The 20,850-nt window shown below is 56.5% G+C and carries 20 protein-coding genes; 19 read left to right on the top strand and 1 reads right to left on the bottom strand.

Going from position 1 to position 20,850, the window contains the following annotated elements; translation table 11 throughout:
* The first annotated feature begins 58 nt into the window (after nucleotides 1–58).
* From HZB23_03645 to HZB23_03555, 19 genes are all read left to right on the top strand, one after another.
* Nucleotides 59–1,504: a hypothetical protein gene (locus HZB23_03645; GenBank protein MBI5843745.1), complete on the top strand. Its 1,446-nt coding sequence runs from the start codon at nucleotides 59–61 to the stop codon at nucleotides 1,502–1,504.
* The gene (locus HZB23_03640) at nucleotides 1,501–1,734 is read left to right on the top strand and encodes a hypothetical protein (GenBank protein ID MBI5843744.1); all 234 of its coding nucleotides are present in this window, start codon (nucleotides 1,501–1,503) and stop codon (nucleotides 1,732–1,734) included. Before HZB23_03645 ends, HZB23_03640 begins: the two co-directional genes overlap by 4 nt.
* The gene (locus HZB23_03635; protein MBI5843743.1) at nucleotides 1,731–2,441 is read left to right on the top strand and encodes a hypothetical protein; all 711 of its coding nucleotides are present in this window, start codon (nucleotides 1,731–1,733) and stop codon (nucleotides 2,439–2,441) included. The genes HZB23_03640 and HZB23_03635 overlap by 4 nt, the downstream gene beginning before the upstream one ends.
* On the top strand, nucleotides 2,438–3,559 hold the full coding sequence (locus HZB23_03630; GenBank protein MBI5843742.1) for a hypothetical protein: 1,122 nt from the start codon (nucleotides 2,438–2,440) through the stop codon (nucleotides 3,557–3,559). The genes HZB23_03635 and HZB23_03630 overlap by 4 nt, the downstream gene beginning before the upstream one ends.
* Nucleotides 3,531–3,836, top strand: a complete 306-nt coding sequence (locus HZB23_03625; GenBank protein MBI5843741.1) for a hypothetical protein — start codon at nucleotides 3,531–3,533, stop codon at nucleotides 3,834–3,836. The genes HZB23_03630 and HZB23_03625 overlap by 29 nt, the downstream gene beginning before the upstream one ends.
* A gap of 249 nt (nucleotides 3,837–4,085) precedes the next feature.
* Complete coding sequence (locus tag HZB23_03620; GenBank protein ID MBI5843740.1) at nucleotides 4,086–5,009, top strand: hypothetical protein; 924 nt, start codon at nucleotides 4,086–4,088, stop codon at nucleotides 5,007–5,009.
* 15 nt (nucleotides 5,010–5,024) lie between these two features.
* Nucleotides 5,025–5,987, top strand: a complete 963-nt coding sequence (locus tag HZB23_03615; GenBank protein ID MBI5843739.1) for a N4-gp56 family major capsid protein — start codon at nucleotides 5,025–5,027, stop codon at nucleotides 5,985–5,987.
* Between the two features lie 179 nt (nucleotides 5,988–6,166).
* Nucleotides 6,167–6,628 (top strand): hypothetical protein, encoded by a 462-nt coding sequence (locus HZB23_03610; protein MBI5843738.1) that lies wholly within the window; start codon nucleotides 6,167–6,169, stop codon nucleotides 6,626–6,628.
* Between the two features lie 36 nt (nucleotides 6,629–6,664).
* Nucleotides 6,665–7,132 carry a hypothetical protein gene (locus HZB23_03605; protein ID MBI5843737.1) on the top strand — a complete coding sequence of 156 codons (468 nt, stop codon included), beginning with the start codon at nucleotides 6,665–6,667 and terminating at the stop codon, nucleotides 7,130–7,132.
* Between the two features lie 6 nt (nucleotides 7,133–7,138).
* A complete protein-coding gene (locus tag HZB23_03600; protein ID MBI5843736.1) occupies nucleotides 7,139–7,729 on the top strand; it encodes a hypothetical protein in 591 nt (196 codons plus the stop codon).
* 12 nt (nucleotides 7,730–7,741) lie between these two features.
* A complete protein-coding gene (locus tag HZB23_03595) occupies nucleotides 7,742–7,909 on the top strand; it encodes a hypothetical protein (GenBank protein MBI5843735.1) in 168 nt (55 codons plus the stop codon).
* Nucleotide 7,910: 1 nt separating this feature from the next.
* Nucleotides 7,911–8,837: a hypothetical protein gene (locus tag HZB23_03590; protein MBI5843734.1), complete on the top strand. Its 927-nt coding sequence runs from the start codon at nucleotides 7,911–7,913 to the stop codon at nucleotides 8,835–8,837.
* Between the two features lie 10 nt (nucleotides 8,838–8,847).
* Nucleotides 8,848–9,051: a type IV toxin-antitoxin system AbiEi family antitoxin domain-containing protein gene (locus tag HZB23_03585; protein ID MBI5843733.1), complete on the top strand. Its 204-nt coding sequence runs from the start codon at nucleotides 8,848–8,850 to the stop codon at nucleotides 9,049–9,051.
* A gap of 46 nt (nucleotides 9,052–9,097) precedes the next feature.
* Complete coding sequence (locus HZB23_03580) at nucleotides 9,098–9,850, top strand: hypothetical protein (protein MBI5843732.1); 753 nt, start codon at nucleotides 9,098–9,100, stop codon at nucleotides 9,848–9,850.
* Nucleotides 9,851–13,126, top strand: a complete 3,276-nt coding sequence (locus tag HZB23_03575) for a hypothetical protein (protein MBI5843731.1) — start codon at nucleotides 9,851–9,853, stop codon at nucleotides 13,124–13,126.
* Entirely contained in the window at nucleotides 13,123–13,566 is a 444-nt protein-coding gene (locus HZB23_03570; GenBank protein ID MBI5843730.1) for a hypothetical protein, read from the top strand. The genes HZB23_03575 and HZB23_03570 overlap by 4 nt, the downstream gene beginning before the upstream one ends.
* On the top strand, nucleotides 13,559–14,752 hold the full coding sequence (locus HZB23_03565) for a hypothetical protein (GenBank protein ID MBI5843729.1): 1,194 nt from the start codon (nucleotides 13,559–13,561) through the stop codon (nucleotides 14,750–14,752). The genes HZB23_03570 and HZB23_03565 overlap by 8 nt, the downstream gene beginning before the upstream one ends.
* Nucleotides 14,753–14,915: 163 nt before the next feature.
* A complete protein-coding gene (locus tag HZB23_03560; GenBank protein ID MBI5843728.1) occupies nucleotides 14,916–16,895 on the top strand; it encodes a hypothetical protein in 1,980 nt (659 codons plus the stop codon).
* Nucleotides 16,896–16,899: 4 nt separating this feature from the next.
* Entirely contained in the window at nucleotides 16,900–17,703 is an 804-nt protein-coding gene (locus HZB23_03555) for a hypothetical protein (GenBank protein ID MBI5843727.1), read from the top strand.
* On the opposite strand, the gene HZB23_03550 is transcribed toward HZB23_03555, so the two are convergent.
* Nucleotides 17,663–20,767: a hypothetical protein gene (locus HZB23_03550; GenBank protein ID MBI5843726.1), complete on the bottom strand. Its 3,105-nt coding sequence runs from the start codon at nucleotides 20,765–20,767 to the stop codon at nucleotides 17,663–17,665. The genes HZB23_03555 and HZB23_03550 overlap by 41 nt on opposite strands.
* Between the last annotated feature and the right edge of the window lie 83 nt (nucleotides 20,768–20,850).

Below are 20,850 nucleotides of genomic sequence, written 5' to 3'. Positions count from 1 at the left end.
CTGATGGATGAAAACGGCGGCGAGCGCAAGGTTTTCACCATGCTCACCGGAGGCAGGCATGGGTGACCTTTTCTTCGACCTCTCCCCCATCCAAAGCGCTTTTGTTCACTCCGACGCCCAGGTGGTGATGTTGATGGGCAGCATGGGCGAGGGCAAAACCTACGCGGGCGGGGTGGCTATCGTGCGCCACGCGGCCCGGTGCTGGGTGCCCATCCGCGCGGCCATCATAAGAGACACCCACCAGAACCTCAAACTCTCGACGGTACCGGACCTGCAAAGGATGTTCGGCAGGTTCGTGCATTTTCACGACGATTTCAAGCGCATGGTCATTGACTGCGTGCCGCGCGTTGAGTGCGACCTCTTCGGCATTGACGACCCGGCCTCACTCTCGAAACTCCAAGGCCCGCAGTACGCCATGATCTGGCTGGAAGAGCCCGCGCCCATCGTGGAAAAGGCCAACGCGGGCCTTCCCCGTGACGTGTTCGACCTTGCCATGGCCCGCGCCGCAAGGCAGGCCGGGACAGCCATGAGGGTGCAGATAACCCAGAACCCGGCGGACGAGAACCACTGGACCGAGGACTTGTTCATGGCTCCGGCGGTGATGATCGAAAACCTTGAGACCGGCGGGCGGATTCTGAAGGATTGCTTCAGGATTCCGTACAAGGACAACAAGTACTTAAACCAGCACGCCCGCGACGCCAACAAGGTGGCCTTTGCCAACGATCCGGGGAAATTTGCGCGTTACGTGGAAGGCAGGGCAGCGCCGGTGAATCGCGGTTGCGCGGTGACGCCGGAGTACAACGCCAAAATCCACTTCACCGAGTCCATCCTGCCCGTGGTTCCGGGAGCCCTGGGAGTGCGGGGCTACGACGCGTGGCATCACCCCTGCATCATAGTATCGCAGTACATCAATCCGGGCCGCCTTATCGTTCACGATGTTCTTTGCGGCGACGGCTGCGCCATCGAGGAGATGATTGATGGTCCCCTTCTGACGCTTCTTTCGACTCCCAAATATTGCGCGGTCGGAAAGCCGAAAATCGGCGATTGGCGGGACATTGGCGACCCCTCCATGAGGACCCCGGACCAGTCCAGCGTTCAGCGCACAACGGCGCGGCTATTGGAAGACAAGCTCAAAACCCGGTTCGAGCCGGGGCCGGTCAAACTCGCAGCGCGTTTGAATCCTCTCAAAAGTGCGCTTCTTCGCCTTGCGCCGGACGGCAACCCCCTGGTGGTGGTGTCGCGTTCGGCGTATCCGCTGCACCGGGCGCTAAATGGCGGCTGGCACTTCAAGAAGGATAACAGCGGCAACATCATAGGCACACAGCCTGAAAAGGACGCGCACAGCCACGTTGGCGACGCCTTCTCGTACCTCGTTGCCCAGGTGTTCCCGTTCCGGCGCGAGCGGGCCACGAAAAGCGAAACTTCGGCCCGGAACGTGAGGGCCAAAAGCCTTGCCGAAAGCTACGGCCATTCCCGGCACACATCCGGAGGATATTTGCAGTGAAGCGATACGAAAACGTGTGGGCCATGAGGCGGCCAAACGGCGCGGAGTTTTACAAGTGCACCGAGTGCGGCGGCGAGACCCACCCGGCAAACGGCCACAACGGGGAGCCCGACGCGCATCAGTGCCGAAACGGCTGCCAGTGCAATTCATGCCGGGTGAAGGCCGGAAGCGTCTCGTTTCGCGCCAACTTTGACGCAATTTTCCCGAATTCGCCGGGGGCCGGACTGTGAGCGGAGACGATTTCATACTGCCGCCCGGCGCGAAACTCGTAGCCGACATAAAGGCGCGCGGCGAACGGCTTTTGAATGCCGATCCCAAGGAGCTTGCCGAACGCGAGGAAGCGGCCAGCGCCTACAGCGCGGAGAACGAGCGGCATTTCGTGGCCTTCGCCACCGACATGATCGCATCGAGTTTAAAGGCAAACGAGGACATCCGGCGCGCCCAACACGACCTTTACCGGGTTTTCCAGGAGGAAGAGCCGGTTTTCTACAAGGACAAGGAGTCCTGGCAAAGCCGGGTGGTGGTCCCCAAGCCTTTCAACACCGTGCTTTTCGGCGCAAGCACGGTTAGGAAAGCCTTCTCGCCGGATTTTTTGAGCATAGCGGATGAAAGCGACACCAGGGCCGAAGCCTTCTGGCGGCCCCTCATGACCCGGAGTTTGTCGGCATCAAGGGCCAAGTTCGTGCTGCGTTTCACCGACGCCTGCATGATGGCGCTCGCCGTGGGGGTCTCAATGGAGATGATCCCGGTGTGGACCCCGCGCCAGGGCTTGTCGTTTGAGCTTGTGGAGCCCTGGAAGATTTTGCGGGACCCGGATGCCGGGAATGGGTGGACAACTTTGTTTTGCTCCGCGAGCAGGCGCGGGGCCGTTACTTCAACGTTGAGGCGTCCTGGGACACGAGCCGGAGTTCCGCCGACAGCCTGGACCCTTTCATGAGCGAAGAGGCTGTACGGCAGCGCAAGGATCAGGTCTGGGAGCGTAGCGCGTTCCGCAAAATGGTCCAGGTTGACGAATACTGGGGGCAGGTTTTGAGCCCCAGGGGCGAACTGCTTCTTGAAAACGCCTGCTACTCCATCGCTGGCGGGCGGCTGATTTCGGAAGTGGAGTCCTCGCCATACGCAACCATCCGCTGGCCGGGCGTGTCGTTTTCGCCCCTGCCTCATCTGTTGCGCTACGGCGGGCGCGGATTCTTGCAGGGCATCACCTCCGTCTGGGAGTCCATGAACAATCTCATGTGCCTGCACGAGGACGCCTTGAAGTGGCAGGTGAACCCGACGCGGGAAGTCAACATTGACGCCCTGGACGACCCCGCCGACGTGGAGGACTGGCCGGGAAAGAAAATCATCACCCGCGATACCGTGAACGGTCAGCAGGCGGTAAGGGTGACCAAGCGCCCGGACGTGACGGGCTCCGTGCTCGCCAACATGCAGTTCTACAACGGGCTTTTTCAGGAAGGCAGCCTTGTGCCGGACGTGGTGCGCGGGCTTCCGGGCCTACGCAAGGAGGTTACGGCCCGCGAGGCAAGCCAAAGCCTGGACCAGAGTATCGCCCCCTACAGCATGGTGGGCCAGAATTTCGAGGAAGGAGCGGGCCATTGCATCGTTGCGGCATACGAAACCCTGCTCGCCTTCGCGGACTACGCCGATCTGGCCGACCTGATGGGTGACGCATTTTTGGCAAAGGCCGGTGTGGTCGAGGGCGCGGACGGCAGGCCCGAAAATCTGCCGGAGCTTTCGGGGGCATTCCACGTTTCGGGCATGGGCAGCCTGATGAAGGACGCCGAAACCCTGCGGACTTTAACCGAGATCGTGATCCCGCTTTCGGGCAACCCGCGATTCGCGCCGTTCATCAGGCCCGGACAGGTTTTGAAGAGCATCGAGGTGAGGACGAACCTTTCGGACGAGGACGTGTTCGTTTCGCCCGAAACGGCGAAAGAAATTGACGACGCCCAACTGGCGTCCATTTTAGCGCCGCTTGCGGCTCAGGCAACGGCAGCCATGGAGGGAAACGTTGAGGGGAACGGAAGTGGACCCGGTAACGGGCAGGCCCAATGAGGAAAAGCGCGGACGAAACGCAGAGGAGGCAGAGGCGGAGCGCGTCAGGCGTCTTACAGAGCAGGCCGCCTTCCAGGGCATCACCGAAACGCCCGAAGGCAGGGTCTTTCTGAATCTTGTGCAGGATAAGTTCAATGCCCGCGTGGCGGCTTTGGTTTTGGCCGACCCGGAGGCCAATGCCCTTCTTTCCCTCATGAATGAATTGGGTCTGAAGGAGCGTCAGGCGGAAAGCGCGGCCCTGGAACTTGCCGGAAGGCGGTTCCCGAAAAAATCATGATTCGATTTCCCTCGGTTCGGTCAAGCCTTTTCCAGCGGGCGCGTTGCCTTAATGGATCGGGCCGGGGGATCAAGTTTCGGTGGGAGCCGCAAGATAAGACAAAAGCGGCGGGGAGGCCAGGAATGTCCATCAGGCGGCTCCCATCGAATTTTTAGGATTTAACACACTTTTCCCGGCCCCGCCACTGCGGACAACGCCGGGAGATACCGAAAGGCCCCGCGAAAGCGGACCACGCCGAAGGAGAAACAAATGGACGTACCTGGAATTGAAGTTGAGGAAGAAAGCACGGCGGGCGCAAGCCTGGACGAGGTGATGAGAAACCAGCGCGTGATTGTGGGGCATCCTGCCGAATCAGGCGCAGGCCCCATCGAACAGGACGACGACGGAGAGGAAGGCGAGGCCCCGGAACGGGACGACCCTGGCCATGCCGATCCGCCCGAATCAAGGCAGGATGAGCCTGCCGGTTTCCGGTTCAAGAGCCAGGCCGAGGCCGAAAACGGGTACAAGTCGCTTCTGGCCCGCACCACCCGCGCCGAACAGGAGAACAAGCGCCTCAAGGAAGAACGCGAGGCGGCGGAAAGGGCAGCCGAGGAATCGGCACGGCGTGAGGTGGATGAGGCCAGGGATGAGGACGAAGCAACCGGGTATTACCTTGAGGCTGTCCGGGCCGTGAACGCGCTTCCCGAAGACGCGCCCGATCACGAAGAGCAGGCCGCACGCATTTGGGCGAAAGCCCATCGAAAGATCGCGGCTGCGAGGAATGTTCCGCCCGCGCAGCCCGAAAGGCGGGAGCCGCCCGAACAAGCGCCGGAGCAAAGCGAGCCCGCCGGGAGCCAGCAGGCGGACCCGCGCGAAATCCGGGCCTACATCGAGACCCGCGCCAAAAGCCGGGGCAAAATTGCCGATGAGGACATGCCGGTCTTCTACGGCTTTGCGGCCACGGCTCCGGCCACGGACGAAGGCGGCAAGCCGCTTTCCATTGACGCCCAGACCGATTGGGCAATCGAAAAAACCAACAGCTACTTGGCGGCAAAGGCGCGGCCTGTGCGGCGATCGTTCGGCCCGATGGGCCGGGGTGGGATGGGCCTTCCAGCGTCCGGGGCGGATGAGCCCGACGACGGAAAGCCCTTCACGCTGAACGACGCCATAAAGGCCGCCCGCCGCCGCCTGTGATGAAAGGGGGCAGCAATGGCGAAAGTTTTCACCTGGGCGTACGACGCCCTGACGGGCGTTTACAAGAATCACAAGCTCTCCGCCAAAATGATGAAGGTGGCGGCGGGTGAGTTCATCATCGCGCAGTTTTCGAAAAACGTAAGCGAGTACGGCAAGGGAATGGGAGAGTCCATCACCATCCCTCACTACAAGGCCATGGCCGTACCCGCCAACAACGGCGAGCTTACCGAAGATGTGCGCATCCCCATTGACACTTTGGTCATGGGCTCCCGCACGCTCTCCATAAAGGAGTTCGGGCGCGGCGTGGAGTTCACCAGCCTTGCCCAGGACCTTTCCGTGTTCGACCCGGAAAAGGCCTGCCAGAAGGCTTTGATGCAGCAGATGCACCACTGCATGGATAACGCTTCGGCTTCGGCGCTCAAATCCGCCAAGGTCTGCTTCATCCCCACGGGCCTCACGAGCGGCACCTGGGACGTTGACGGCACGCCCTCAACGGTCGCCACCCAGAACATGAACAAGTCGCTCCTGGGGCTCATCCGCGACTACATGGTCAAAGACCTGCACATCCCGCCCTACGAGGCCCGGCACTACATCGGCCTGTTCTCCACCAAGGCGCTTCGCGGACTCAAGGACGACAAGGGCCTGGAGGACTGGTTCAAATACCTGCGGGAAGGCGACGTGCTTTACACCGGCGAGCTTGGCCGGGTTGAGATGATCCGCCTGATCGAGGTCACCAACGAATCCGCGCTTTCCAACAGTGTGGGTAGCGGCGGCGTTCTTGGCGAGGGAATCGTCTTCGGCGACGAGGCGCTTGCCCGCCTTGAAATCGAGAGTCCGCACCTCCTGGCCGATCCCAACTACAAGAGCGACTTCGGACGCCGCAAGGCCGTGGCGTGGTACGGCAAGGTCGCATACGGGACCTATTGGGATACCGCCAACGATGGCGAAGCGAAGATCATCAGAGTCTGTTCCGCTTAGGAGGGGGGCCGTCCACAAGGGCGAACTGCGGTGTCGAGCTTCAAAGCCAATTCCGCCACGTACCTTCAGTACGCTTGCTCATTGGCTTTTCGCTCTCCTTGCATTTCATCCCTTGTGATCGGCCCTCGACGCGGTGCTGAAAGAAAAAGCCCAAAAGGCAAAAATAAGGAGGAATTGAAATGTTGAGAAGTGACCTACCCATAGCGCTCCCCATGATGCAGGCGGTCGGCTACGCAGACACCGCCGGGGTGGACTGCGACCAAGCCCCCGCCGACATCCTGTTTTTCATCGTTCCCTTCAAGTGCATCGTGCTGCTTGCCGGGCTTCTGGTGACGGAAGCCTGCGCGGGCGCAACCACAACGCCCGTCATGAAGTTCGACAGGCGCATAACAGCCGGGAGCGACACCGGGCGCGGTGACGGCGACATAGCCAACTTCATCCTGGGAACCACCGCCGCCGGAAAGATTCTTTACGACAAGGCCGCCGTGGGAACCGTGCTCATGCCGGGTGATGAGGTCGTGGCGGAACTGACCGTTCGGGCGACCGGGACCGGCGCGGCTGGACACGTCCGGCCCTTCCTGCTGGTTCAGTACGATCCCGAAGTGATGGCGAATCTGCCGGATATGATCGAGACAACCTAATCCCGGCCAACGGGCTTCAAGATTGGAGAATGAACGATGGCGGCGATTACATCGGCAAACGTGGCAATGGCTCCCAAGAGCGGATGCGTGGACATCTCCCCAAGGTCGCACAAGACCATGGGGATTTTCGACGTGACATTCGGTGACGGGGCTTTGACCTATCCGGCGGGAGGCGTGCCGCTTCCCGCAATAGGCAATTTCGGCTTTAAAAAGATAATCCAGTTCGGCCTTGTTCAGCAGCCGGTCACGAACGGCTTTCTCTACAAGTACGATCCGGCCAGCCACAAGGTGAAAATCTACACTCAGGGAGTGGTCACAGGGGCCACGGCGGCGGCGGCCAACACCGACGGCGCAAAGGTGCTTGATTCCGGGGGGAGCGAGGCTTTTCCAAGGCTTCCCGGAACGGCGGCCAGCACAACCTATGACCTTGGCGGGATGATTGAGCTTCCGGCGACAATCGCCCCTGCTGCGGTCACTGTGTCCCTTCTTTTAATCGGAGAATGAACAACCATGCAGACATTGACTGTGACCGTAAAAGACCCGTCGACCGGCGTTGAACGCCAGAAGGTGCTGACCGTGGTGCGAAGCTGGCAGGCTTCCAACGGGCAGATTTTCCTTTTTTCGGACGGCCAGTACGGGTTCAAAAACGGCGCGCCCGTGCGCGGGCGGGAGGACCTGGACGTTATAGCTGACCCCCGGCAGCGCGAAGTGGCGGACCGCTGGTGGCAGATGAAGGGCCGCAGGATTTCCGAGGAATACTACGCGGCGCTCAACAAGCGGCTGGCCGCGAAAGCCGCCGACCACAACGACAAGGCAATGTTCGCCGAGGCCGACCTTGACGCGGCGACCTATTACCGATCCCGGCGCGACGGTGACGGCGAGTGGCAGGGTCCGGGCGTATGGAGCGAATACTTCACCTCGCGTCCCGACTGGTGGGGAAGCTGCGATGAAATTCTCTTCAAGGAATTTCGCTATCGCAGAAGCGATCTTGCACTTGAAACGCCCGCGCCGGTGGAGTCAGTGGCCGTTGCGGGCGACATCGAAGCAAGGCCAGGCGTTGCCGGAGAAAAACCGGCGGATGACGAGGAAGCTGATTTCTAAGGACTTTTCATCATGGCTTATGGCGACTTAAGGCGCTGCCCCCGTTGCGGGAAGCTCTCCCTTGAGGATGACCGGATGTACCAGGATTTGACGGTCTGCCCCCATTGCGGCGCGAACCTTTATGACCGGGCAGCCAAAGAGCCGGAAGAGCCGGTGAACCTGACGGAACGCGGGGCCTGACATGCACGGAGCGGCGGCGGTTCAAAGAATGCTGGATGCCTTGAACGAGGCCGGAGTGAGCGAGGCGTACTGCCCGCTCAAGAAAGCCTACCAGTACCTGGACGAGGCGGCCCTGGATTTTTGCCGCCGCACCCGGATTCTGACCTCCAGCGTTTCAATAACCACCGTGGCCAGTCGGCAAACCTATGCGCTGTCCCCGGATTACATCGAGCCCTACGAAAGAACCATGGGCAATCGCCGCCTGTTCGCCAGATACGAGACGGCGGGCGGCGATGTTTCATGGCCCGTGCTCACGAGCTACGAAAAAATCCGGCTGGCCGACAGGACCGAGGCCGAGGAAACGCCAATTGCCTTCACCATCCGTTCCCGGTCCGAAGCCCCCACGCCAAGGACCGGGAGCGCCAAGGTTTCCGGGGCGGCTGCGAATGGGGAATGCACCCTTGTTTTGAACTCCGCCGATTTTGCCCCGCTTTTGCATCCGCGCGATTTTGTCGCCAACACCACGGACGGCTCCAAAGGTGTTGTACTGGATGTCCTTTCCGACGAGGACGCCAACGAAACGTACCTTGTAACCGCCCTTTTCGGTGGTGCGGTCAACCAGTGGGCCGCAAACGACGCGGCTGTTCTTATGCCAGCCGCAACCCACGAGCTTTACTTGTGGGCTCCTTCGTTAAACGCCGGAGACACGTTTCAGATTGACTACGTGGCGAAACCCGAACCTGTTTTCGCGGATTACAGGACGTGGAGAATCCCGGACGAACACTGTCCGGCGATCTGCCTCAAGGCGGCGGCGCTTTTTATGGACACGAAAAAGGAAATGGCCGGGGCCGACTACTGGCACAAGACCTATGAACTTGAAATCAGGGAAGCCAGGAAACGAATGGGACGCATGGCGCTGGCTCAAAACCCATATCCCACAAGGCTTTAGAAGGTGCGGCATGGATGAGATCGAGGAATTGAAACAGGTTGTGCTGAACGGGCTTTCCGGCCAGGGGCCGTCAAGGCTCGACATGGTGGGTCACATGCTGTGCAGGACCAATCAGGGCGCTAAGGCGATTTTGGACCGCCTTATCGCGGACGGCAAAGTTGAGCGCCTCCCCAGGGGCATTTATCGGCTGAAAATGCAGGAATCTGTTTTCTGATTCGAGTCCCGAAAGAGGTGTTCCGATGGCCTACGAGCCCAAAAGAATGGAAATTGACTTTAACGGCGCGTGGGCCGCCTCGGTGGACGCTTCCCGCATCGGGCCGCAGAACTACCGGGAGCTTGTGAACCTGCGATACGCGCCGGGTGGGGGTTTGAAGGCTGTTTCCGGGTTCAGCCGGATCAACTCCCAGCCCCTTTCAACGGGCACTGAGGATTTCGCCGCCGATTACTCCGAGACCGACACAGCCAACAACCGCTTATCCGTGAGCCAAAACTCCATCGCGTTCACTGGCCTTTTCGCCCTTGAGGCCGTGGCCGTAACAAGGGACTTCGGGGCCGGGTACTTTGCTGGGAGCTTTGAGCACAAGTTTTCGTTTTGCATCACCGACGGCGCGGACGTTGACCTGAGCCACGGCGGGCTTTGCCTCTGGACCCTGGTGAACTCGACCGGCAAGACCAACGATCAGCTTCGATACACCGATCACGAGGACTACCTCGCCCTCGACGCGACACTTATCAATATGACCTCCTGGGGCTATGGCCGCAAGATCGCCCTCACCTTTCTGCACCCGGACGGTGGCGCGGGCGGAGCAATCGAGCTTGACCTGGGCGTGCGCTACTACATCCGTATCCGCTTTGACGCAACCTACGGCGATTACGGCAGGGTCACGGTGAGCATCTTCACGGACTCCGGCTACTCGGTCCCCTTCGCCGGGCAGGTGCCGGAGTTCTCCGACGTTCTGGAAGAGCCCGTCAGCTTCCGGTATCTGGTTGTGGCCTCCGACGATGGCGGCTGAGTGTCAAATCCGGCTCCCGGTACGGGAGTCACGGGCGACATCGAAAACCTTCTGCTTGGTGCGCTTGTCCCCGATTGCGGGGTTCAAATCCGCTCCCAGCCGGAAGATTCATCCTTCTTGCTTGTCCGGGCAAAAGACGCCCTGGGCCGTGGCCGGGTGTTCGAGAACCGGGCCGAACCGCCCGCGACAGGCGAGTTTGAGGCCGAAGTCCTCTGGGAGGACGACGAGGAAGCCACAAGCGGCGCTTTCTCAACAGGCCCGGACGGAAGCGCAATTTACGCCAACGGCAGGGAAATCTGTATCTGGAATGGGCCGGACATGAAGGTTGCGGCCTGCTTTCTTCTGACGGACGTAACGGTCACCGCATCGGACATCAGCTTTGCATCAAGCGGCGACACAATAGCATCGGCAACGGTGGATTTTTGGGCGGCTGGATTTCGGCCCGGTGTGCGAATCACGATTTCCGGGAGCGCGTCCAACAACAACACCGTGACCGTGCTTTCAATCTCCGGGACCGGCAACAAAACCCTTGCCGTTCTTGAGGACGTTATCGTCACCGAGTCCGCCGGGGCCGCTGTCACCATAACGGCGCTCCCTTACGAAAACCGTGAAAACGGTGTGCTTGATGTAACCGAGGCCGTGAACAACAATCTGAAAACCACCGGCAACACAATGCAGCTTGGAGGCGGCAACGACGCATACACCAAGTGTTTGCTTCATTTCGACGGCTCCCACGGGGCCACATCCACAACGGATTCATCCGCTTCCGCCCACCCGGTGACGTTTTCCGGCAACGCGAAGCTCACCACCGTTGACAAAAAATTCGGCGCGTCAAGCCTCGCCCTGGACGGCGCTGGCGATTACGTTTCAATGGCCGATTCCGCCGACTGGCATTTGGGGACCGGCCCTTTCAGTATTGATTTTTGGGTGAACTTCAACGTGCTTCCGGGCGCATACCCGAACGGGGCCTTTGTTTTCGAGCAGCGGGTGGATGCGCTGAACAGCTTTTCACTTCTTTTGCGCAATAACTTCCTAACCTTCTGGATTGGAAACGGCTCCTATCTTTCCGCCAATACAGCTCATTTTGCCGAGGGTTTCAGCACCGGGCGCTGGTACCACCTGGCTTTTTGTCGGGACAGCACGGGCAAGTGGTATCTTTTCGTGGACGGCAAAACGGTGTTTGCGGTCTGGCCGGGCGGGATCGTGAACATACCTGACTTTGCGGCACCGCTCGAAATCGGGCGCGGCGCAGGCGGCGGATCAACGTATCTTTACGTCAACGGCAGGATTGACGAATTCCGTTGGAGCAAGGGCGTCTGCCGCTGGACAGCCGATTTCACCCTTCCGGTAAACCAGTACATGACGCCCTCCAAGAGCTTTCTGGCCTTTTCAACAAGGCCGATAAAGGGAGCAAGGGCGCTGCTGTCCGCTTCCAACAACGAAACCGGGGCCTCGGTTGCGGTCTCCGCCTGGAACGGCAACACCATGGCGGCCTTGGACGTGACGGACGGTTCATCCGGGTTTTCCGTTGACCGGGGCGCAATATCGTTCCCCTCAACCTGCGGCATGGCTCGGCCCATGAATTTCGGCGGGCTCTTCCTCTATGCCTACCTGTTTTCCCTTTCAGCCGGGAGCGCCGAAATTTGCAGGCTTACCCTCGACGCGCCCTTTCAGAAATTGGGCGATGTTTGGGACGGCGTGAACCGCACGGCCATTGCCTTTCACGTTTACACGGGAAGCGCGGACAAGGACTACACCCTGGAAGTGGCCGAGGCATCGAGCGCCCTCTACCCCATCGCGGCGGACCTTTCCGCCCTGGCCACATCCGGGTACGTGACCGTGATCTTTGAAGAACGCATGGCAGGACTCGTGTTTTCAATGATCGCGGGCAGCACCAACGCAAGCACAGCGCGGCCCACGGTTTCCTTTCTCGGGCCTGCCGGTTGGGTGGGCCTTGGAGCGCCCCGCGACGGAACAATGCTTGGAGCCTCAATGAATTGGGTGAGTCTTGGCCAAAGCGGCGTCATGGCCTGGAACCCGCCGAACGAGACCGAGGAATCGCCCGCAAGCCTTTTCGGAGTGAACGGCTACGCCTACAGGATTGCATTTTCGGCGGCGCTATCGGCGGACGTAAAAATTGACTCCTGCTTCGGCATCCCTGCCGGGAAAGCTCCAAGAGCCTGCGATTTTCCATCAGCTTACGGCGGACGCCTGCTTCTTTGCGGCTACTCTGAAGGCGGCGAAGGCGGGCGCGTGGATTATTCAGCGCCGTCTGCTCCCGAAGTCAACAACGGCGAGCTTTCCTCCGATGGCGGCAAACAGGCCCTTTACTTCGGTGGCAACGAGCCCCTTGTGGCCGGGATCGAGATGTTCAACCGCTTTGGGAACGATGTTCACTCCTTCTGGCTTGGCCTCAAAAAAACCGAAACCTTCATTTTAACCGGCAGCAACCCGGATGATTTCGCGGTGCGCCTTGTTTCGGGCTCCATCGGCTGCGTGTCCGCAAAGGCCCTGTGCGCCGCCGAGATGGGTTTCGAGGTCAACCAGGGCCTGGGCCGGAACGTGGCCTTCTGGCTTTCAGCTTCCGGTCCTGTTGTTTTCGACGGCGCGGTGCTGACGCCCCTGGGCGGGCTTGAGCGCTTCTTTGACGAGGATTCCTCGGATTTCGTGAACCCGGACGATTTGGACTGCGCCGTGATGTTCTACGATTCGGCCCACGGCGAGTTGAACCTTCTGTTACCCCTTAATGATTCAACCGAGCCCGACTTCTGGGCCGTTTTCGATCTCAAAAAGCGAGCATGGTTCGCCAAAAACCCCGGAGAAGGCAATTTCCCGGTCTGCGCCGTGCCGGTTTCAAGCAGAGGCGGCGTGAGATTCGTTTACGGCGGCAGACGATACGGCCACGTTCTGCGCCTGGAACACGGCCCAACCTGGGATGGAACCGCCATCACCTGCGAGCTTGAGACCGGCGACTTGCTGCTTGCAGGTGCCTGGAACCGGGCGCTTGTGAGCAAATTCCGGCTCTGGGGCCATCTTTTGAGCGAGCCCGCAAACGCGGCCCTGGGGGTCGCTCCCGATTGCGGGGACGCCTTTACGAGCCTTGGGACTGTTGCACTCAACGCGGGCGCTGGAAGGCTTTTCCGCAAGACGGTTTCCATCAACGCACAAGGTTGGGCCGTACGGTTCAGGATTGCGGCTGTAACTTCGGCCTCCGCTCCCGGCCTTTGGCTTGAGGGCCTTGGCCTCGAATACAAGGTTGAACGGGAGGACTCATGAGCGCCCAATCCGCATACCTCGAAGCCCTGAAGAAAACCCCTCAGTACCAAAGGGCTGTTGCAAGGATGATCGCCAAGTCTCCTCAGAACGCGCCCATGGTGAGCACGGCGGGAATTGACGCGGGTCTCGCCGGGCTGGCCGCCAAAAACATGACACAGGATTTCGCCACGGCCTCCAAGGAGAAAAACGCCGCAACAGGGCTTGGCCTTCAAAAACAGGCCCTTGCAAACAAGGTTTGGGAGGCCGGGGCCTTAAAATCGTTTCGTGAGGATCAGGCAGGCAAAACCGCAGGGCTTGGGGCCGCACAGGTGGGAATTTCCGGGCTCATGGGACTGGCAAGGCTGCGAGAGGACGGGCGGACAAAGGATCAACTGGATGAGTTGAGCGATTACATAAAGAAGCGGGGAAACTCCTACGGCGTGGGGGTGGGCAATGGCTAACACGAGTCAGATGGGCGCGGTTTACCGGAAAAAGCTCTATCCAAGCGCCGCCGCCGAAATCGAAGCCGCTGCGCCTTCCCTAAGAGAGCTTTACGCCTACAAGGCCGCCGATGACACGGCCAAGGCGGAACTTGAGCTTGAACGGCAGAGGATCGCGCTCGAAAAGCAAAACGCCGCAGATGAGCTTGCCGCAAACCGTGAGAGCGCCTCAAACCAGGAAACCATAGGCCAGCTTGGCCTTGGCGTCTCCGGCGTTTTGGGCGCTCACCAGTTGGGGCTTACAACTCCATTGATCGGCGCTGGCAAGGCTGTCCTGGCGAAAATCTTTCCTTCGCTCGCCGCCAAATGGGCCGCAACCGCAACCGCCCCCGTCACCGCCGCTGTCCCTGCGGCTGCTGAGGCGCTTATAGCGCCCACCCACGCAGTGGCTGAACCCGTGATTGCCGCTGCTGCTCCAAGCATCGCATCTGCTGTTCCAGCAACGGCCTTTGGTATGCCAGCGTCGGCCCTTGGCGTCTTGGGTACAACCGGGATTGCCGGGGCGCTTGCTTATGGTGCCGGGAATCTGCTTGCAAACCCGGTCCAGACCGGCATGGACGTTGTGAATGACGCCCTTTTCGGCAACGACGACTCGCCCTGGGACAAGGCGTATCGAAGCGATGTTTTAAAGGAGGACTGGTCAACCGCTCAAAACGGATGGGCCAAGGCCAGGGAGCTTGGGTATGAAGTCCCGGACGCGCCGGATTACAACTCGGTGTATTCGGCCAACCGTAAGACCGGCACCACCAACAAGGGCGACTACACCTTTTTTGACTACGACAGCCTGCCCACTGATTTTACTTCCTACATCGAGGAAGGCAAAGCCATAGGCAAGCAGCTTGGATTGGCCACGAACGACGTGCGGGACATGTTCGGCATGACCGGAGGCAGGAACGGAAGCCCGGACTGGAACAAGTCCACGAGCTACAAGCCCGCGAACGCGCAAGCCACGTCCTTTTGGGACGCAAACCCAACGGCGGTTGAGCCCAAAACCTATTTCAACACAGTTTTCGGCGTGTCACTTCCCCGCACCAACTACACCGACGTCGATGCGCAGTTTTCGGCCTTGGTGGGCAAAATGAACGGCAATGGCGACGCGGCGGCTTCCAATACTTCGCTTTTGGATCAGGTGCGGTCGGCGCTCTAATGGCACGTTCAATAATTCGGATACGCAGCCTGGATAAAAACGATGAAATGCAAGGCGCGCGAGAAGCCAATGAGCAAGCGTACTGAAGGTACGTGGCGGAATTGGCTTTGAAGCGCAACACAGCAGTTCGCGTTTTTGGGCAGGCGCTTAGGAAGGGCTTAAAATGGCTGATTGGGACGTGGGCCGGGCTTATGCCTCCCTGGCCGATACCATTACGCAAGGCGTGGCGGGCCTTGGCCGGGCGCAAAACGAGCGGGCCGAGCTTGGGCTAAAAAAGGCGCAGATCGAAACCGAGGCCGCCCTTTTCGACAAGTACCAGCGGCCAAAGCTCGATGCCGAGCTTGCAGAGCTTCAGATGGATAATCAGGCTTTTTCGGGGAGGCTTTGGGGTGATGATCCGTTGGATCAGGCTCACGCGGCCACTGACTTTTTGGGCGATTTTTCCGAAGTCATGCAGGCCGATTTCGACCCCAAAACAAAGCGGTGGAAGTACAGGAACCCCACCGGCAAGGACCGGCAGTTCGTAAGTAACCGGGACATGTTGCGATTCGGGCCGAGGCTTGCGGCCATAATGGCGGGCAAGACCAACGTGGGCCGCAAGCTGGAAGACGATCACGCAAAGGCCGTTGCCGGGCTTTCTGCCGCCGAGTCCGAAGAGGCCCGCAGCCCCGGAGCAAACGCTCCGGGTGGCGCTCCCGGCGGCAATGATCCGGCTTCCCAAGGTGTGGGGGCCAACGATCCGCGCAGCATTGCCGCCGCTTTTTCGCTGCCCGGCGCGAATGACCCCACCGGCAATGACCCTCGCCTTTCCTCCAATGCCGACAACATTTCTCCTGGGGTTCAGAAAGCCAAGGCAAGGCTGGCCGAAGCTACGGCCAAGCGCAAGGCTTACGCGGCGGACCCTCTTCCTTTCGAGCAAAAGCGCCTGGACCTTCTTTACGATTTGCGCTCCCAGGCCGTGGCCAACGGTTGGGGACCGGACAGCCTCGGAACGATAGACGTCAACATCAACCGGGTGAGTGATGAGGTCAAGCGCCTGCGGGACCTGCCGGGCAGCAACCGCGAAACCCGCACCGTGGAGTATTGGGCGAGTCTGCTTACGCCCGAAGCAAAGGAAAAGTTCCTTGCCCATTACAAGGGCGACACCGGCAAGCTCGTTATCCGGGCCGAGGCCATTGACGTTTCAACGGCAATCGGAGCCCAGATCGAGGACGGACGCACAAGAAAGCCAGTGAAGCAGCGGCTTTCGGAAGGCGGGCTTACCAAGGATGAACAGGCCGCAATCAGATCAAGATATCCGAACCTGGACTACGTGCCGGACGCCAAAGAATGGGGCGAGGTGGTGAATGAGGTCCGGGACCGGGCCAAGGAGGCCCGCGCCGTCGCACAGCGCGAAAAGGAACGGGCGCAGTCCAAAAAAGACCAGATGGACGTGATTTCCTATCAGGCCGCCCAAACACGGAAAAACGACGCCTACCGGGCAAGTTTGCGGCCTGCCGGTGATGGCGGCGGCGCGGCTTCTGGCAAACATCCGAAATCCGCAACCCTTGACGGCTGGATCAAAGAATACGGGTTCGGACCCAAGGCGGCGGCGCAGTTCAAAGCGCTTTTTCCGAGCGCTGGGACGGCTCCCCTTAGCGCGGCCTCGGTGCAGGCCGCTTTCAAGGCATCGCCCTATTTCAACGGAACGATAGAAAAGCGCGTAAGCGGATGGGAGTCCGACGCCCGAAAAGCCTGGGGAGCCCTGGACGATGTTGAAAGAAGCGGCTACCAGGGCGGCTACAACAAATTCAGGCTTGGATTCATCCCCGCAGAGCAATTGAGCGCCGACTATTACGGGCGCGGCGCGGATACGCCCCCGCCTTCCGCAAAACCCACCGGCAAGGCCGGACACCAGCCCGACGTCATACCCGACGATGAAAAGGGCTACGAGCGAAGCCAGAAGGAGGCCCGCACCGAAATGGCCCTCAAAAAACTTCCGCGCTCCGTTGCCGTCGCCCTTGGCCGCAATCTCCACAAGGCCCGGAAAGGCGGCCATGAGGGCGAAATCCAAAAAGCAATGGATGCGATTTTGAATTACGGCCCGCAGCCGGTGAAACGCCCCGCCGGGATGATACCCGAAGGCCCACCGATAAAAGGATAACGATATGCCGCGCGGTTTTTACAACAGCAGCCTGGACGACTATCTTGAGGAATTGATTCCCGGAAGTCAGGCCGACTACGACCGGCAAACCGGCGCTTTGTCCGAGTTCACCGCCTCGCCCGAATACAAGGCCCAGAAGCCGTCGAAAAAACGCGAATCCCTTGGCCTATTTTTCGACCAGTGGGAAAACCCCAAGGGCAGCCCCCCGGCATACGACCAGGATACCATGAGGCGGCGGCGCAACTCCTTTATAGACGCCAACATGGAGGACACGGCCCCGGACAGGCCGGGCAAGATCGGCTTTGCCAAAGACGTTGGAGCCGCCGTGATTTCAGGGCCGGTGAAGGGAGTGGAGACGGGCCTTCGGGCCTTGCAGGCGGTGACGGGAGGAAGCGACGAGCAGGAGGAAGGAGGGCTGCTGGACCGTGCCGTGCAGCGGGTTTCGGATTTTTCGTATGACACCCCGGCTGTGCAGACATCAAAACAGTCACGAACCGGCCTTCGCCGGTGGGTGACCGAAGGCGTTTCCAGCGCCAGCCAGAGCCTCACCACCCAGGGGCCTGCAACGATTGCGGGCGCGGTCATCGGCGGCCCGGTGGGGGCCGTGGGTGCGTTCGCCCTTTCGGGCGGCACGGTCTACGGGTTTTCCGAGTACGACAGCTTCATGGAGGAGGCACACAACCAGGACGAAATTTACCACAGAGTGTACTTAAGTACTATAATTCCGTTGTATGCTAATGATACGATAAAATTTAAAACAATGAACTCTAATCATCAGGAATATCAAACTCAAAATCATCCGCAGTAATATTGAAATTTGTTGGCATTATTATTTCAGGCATTTTAAGGTTTCTGATAGTCGCTAATATTCGATTAATAGTGGATATTCCAATTTCAATTTGCGATGGACTAAATTGAAGTGCATCCATAAGAATACTTAGAAGAGATTGACACTTTGTGTTAAGTATAGAAGCGCTTTTTAAAAGCCATACTGAAAATGGATGATTAGAATTTATTGGAAAATTATTAAATCTGAGTTTAATCGAATTTATATATGGCACAAAAAATAATGGAGGAAAAAATGAAAGATTTGCATCTTCAATAGGTTGATTTTTGAATTTTAATAACAACTTACCTGAATTATTTTCAATATAAAATTCAACTAAAAAATTATTATATATTAAAATAGCTTGAATAATTTCATGGGGTGAAAATATATTATAAATTGATTCGATTGATATAGGATTATTAGCTAATAACTCAATATTTATTTCGTTTATACTTAAAACGCTATTCGAAGTTTTAATATAAGGCACATCAGAAAATTCTGATAGCAAAGTCTTGCATTGTTCTTGTAATATTTTTACTGTATTCATATTTTTATTTTTAAAAAAATTGTAATTATAATTATGTATAGTTAAAAATTGACATAATTCATTAATATATTCTTTAGCAATTTTAGCAAGTGATAAATCCATTGAAATCATCATAGGCCACGATAAACTTTTAATATAATCACGAGAAATAGATATATCTGGTAAAAATGAATCAGATAAATATATAATTGACGATATAAAATAAGCCTTACTGAAAAATTTATCACAATTAAAATTTATAGAATTATATGAGCCATGTCGCAAATCATATTTTGAATTATCAAAAATGAAAATACCATTATATGAAAGCATCTGAAAAGCCATATTCCGATTTAAGTATTTAGAATTAATAGTAGCAAGATGAGAATTGATTAAATTTATACCTGAATTATTCAAATCTAAAATATTTATTGAATACTCTTTATCATATAAAGTTGAATGTTTTTCAAGAAATTCATTTGTAATAAATGATGCTTTGAAATAAACAATACCATTTTCACCAATATCTAATTCTACATCATAACTATAGCCGTTTACATCATAGTCGTCAACTCTTTCTGCCAACATATGTTCTATGTCAATGCACTCAACGTAGCCAACAATTCCTTGCCCTTTCAACTCTTGTCTTGGTGAGTGCTTGGTTATATCCAATGGGAATATATAAATTTTAATTTCATTTTCGATTTTTAAATCAAGAACATTTTCGACTTCCTGCACCTGATTTTCGGAGAAAGTATAGATAAAAATTTTTTCTATTAGCGATTTTTCAATAAAAGAAAGCGGAATATCGTTCACTGGTTTTTCATTATAGTTCACTGGTATTGGGCTCAACAGTAGGTATGTATTTAATAGTTTTAATAGATTCATATTTATGTTTCCTTTAAGCGGATCAATCCTTAAGGCTATTGAAGTGCCGAATTTGGCTCGATAGCCAAATTCGTTATATTGTTTTGATGGCATTGGCGCTGGTGTGTGATTTCCGGTCTGGAGAGTATAAAAACCATGCAAACCAGGAAGCGACAGGCGCACTGGTGCAGGCGAGCCCCCATCCGTTTTTACGCGGCGAGTACTTATTTCAAGCCGATCAGCCACCATAAAACATGATAACAGGCCTATTCCAAACCGGCTTATGGGAGTGAACCCGGAATCATTGGTTCCGCTATAGCGAATTTTTTCTGCCTCGAAATCTGATGATCGGTAATAGGAAACACCAACTTTTAATAGGTATCGTATGATAATGTTCTCATCCATGCCCATTCCGTAATCGTCAAATCGCACCCATTGGCGGCCTTCATTATCCTGCCAGTCAGTCACAGTAATAGGGTCGGCGGAAAAATTCTTGTTACCCTGGCATCTTTCGAAATGTTCCCTGTGCCGTGATGTATCTATTGCATTTTGCAGGAGTTCCCGCACGAAAACATAGGGGTCTTCGTAAAGATTCTCGCCCATGAAAAGGTCCAGCACCTGATCCTGGTCAAGGGTGAACCTATGCTCCCCATATTTATAGCCATTGCTTACAATATTATAGCGGTTGATGCTGCCAGGGAGGATAAAGCTTCGCCATTTGTCAGAGCAAAAACTGAGTGCTTCACGGCAAAGGCGCAATTCCTTTTCTATGGTGTCTAAAAATTGCCGGGCGTCATGTTCCACTGCCGGGCTGTCTGGCCCTGCAACAAAGCCTAATTCATAATTGGGCTGACGTGGTGTTGGTGGAAATTTGAAACCATCACAGAACAAATGCTTGCGCCACTCTATATCACTCATAGCTTTGCGCGGTTCGTTCCGCGTTTCAAGATTTAAAAACCGATAAACAGATTCAGGAGACCGGGAATTGTCGAAGTCCAAAATGTCAGCAAGACGCAATAGAATCGAACAAAAATAAAGATCGGCCTGGTATAGAAAATCTATGGGATACATGGTTCTGTCTTTTAGACACGATACCGCAAGATTGTGACTGCGGCAGAGACTTTCCAAGGGATTCTTAAATGAGGGCGAGCCCCACTTTAGAAGATTGGGGCTAGTTTTTTCAATTTCATCAAGATATACTTTCACCCTATCGGCATGTATCCACCTGCAATAATTTTCGGCCACATCAAGGGGAATGTCTGCGGCCTTTGCTGCTTTGACGTATTGGTCGGGGTGCTTTTCAAGAAATTCATTAAAGCCTGCTTCATTGCGAAGATTGTTTACTTCCGTTTCTTTGAACACCATGCCGATATCGTGAAAATACGCAGAAAGGACCAGCATGGCGGCTTCAAGTGCAGTGATTCGTTCCAGGGCTTCACCCAGAAGATCACCCATTATGGAAACCACGTTTTCCGCGTGTACATGATTATGGAGGGTGTAGGTGGGAAAGGTGTCCCTGACTAAATCCAGCATAGGTGCTGCGGAAAGGATAAGTTCTTTAACATTTACCAATTGTTCCGGTGTCGCAGTTTTTTCAAAGCGTTGCCAAAGAAGCATTTTTTCAAGACGTGCAAAAATCCAATCTGACATCGCGTACCCCCATGCTGATTCGTAGGCCAAAACGGAACAATCGAATCCAAGGCGATTTTATGGAAACCGGAAGTATTTTAATA

The organism is Deltaproteobacteria bacterium (genome assembly GCA_016235345.1).
Lineage (GTDB): Bacteria > Desulfobacterota > Desulfobacteria > Desulfobacterales > Desulfatibacillaceae > JACRLG01.
The sequence above is the reverse complement of the archived record's forward strand: the minus strand, read 5'-3'. Positions and strand labels throughout refer to the sequence as shown.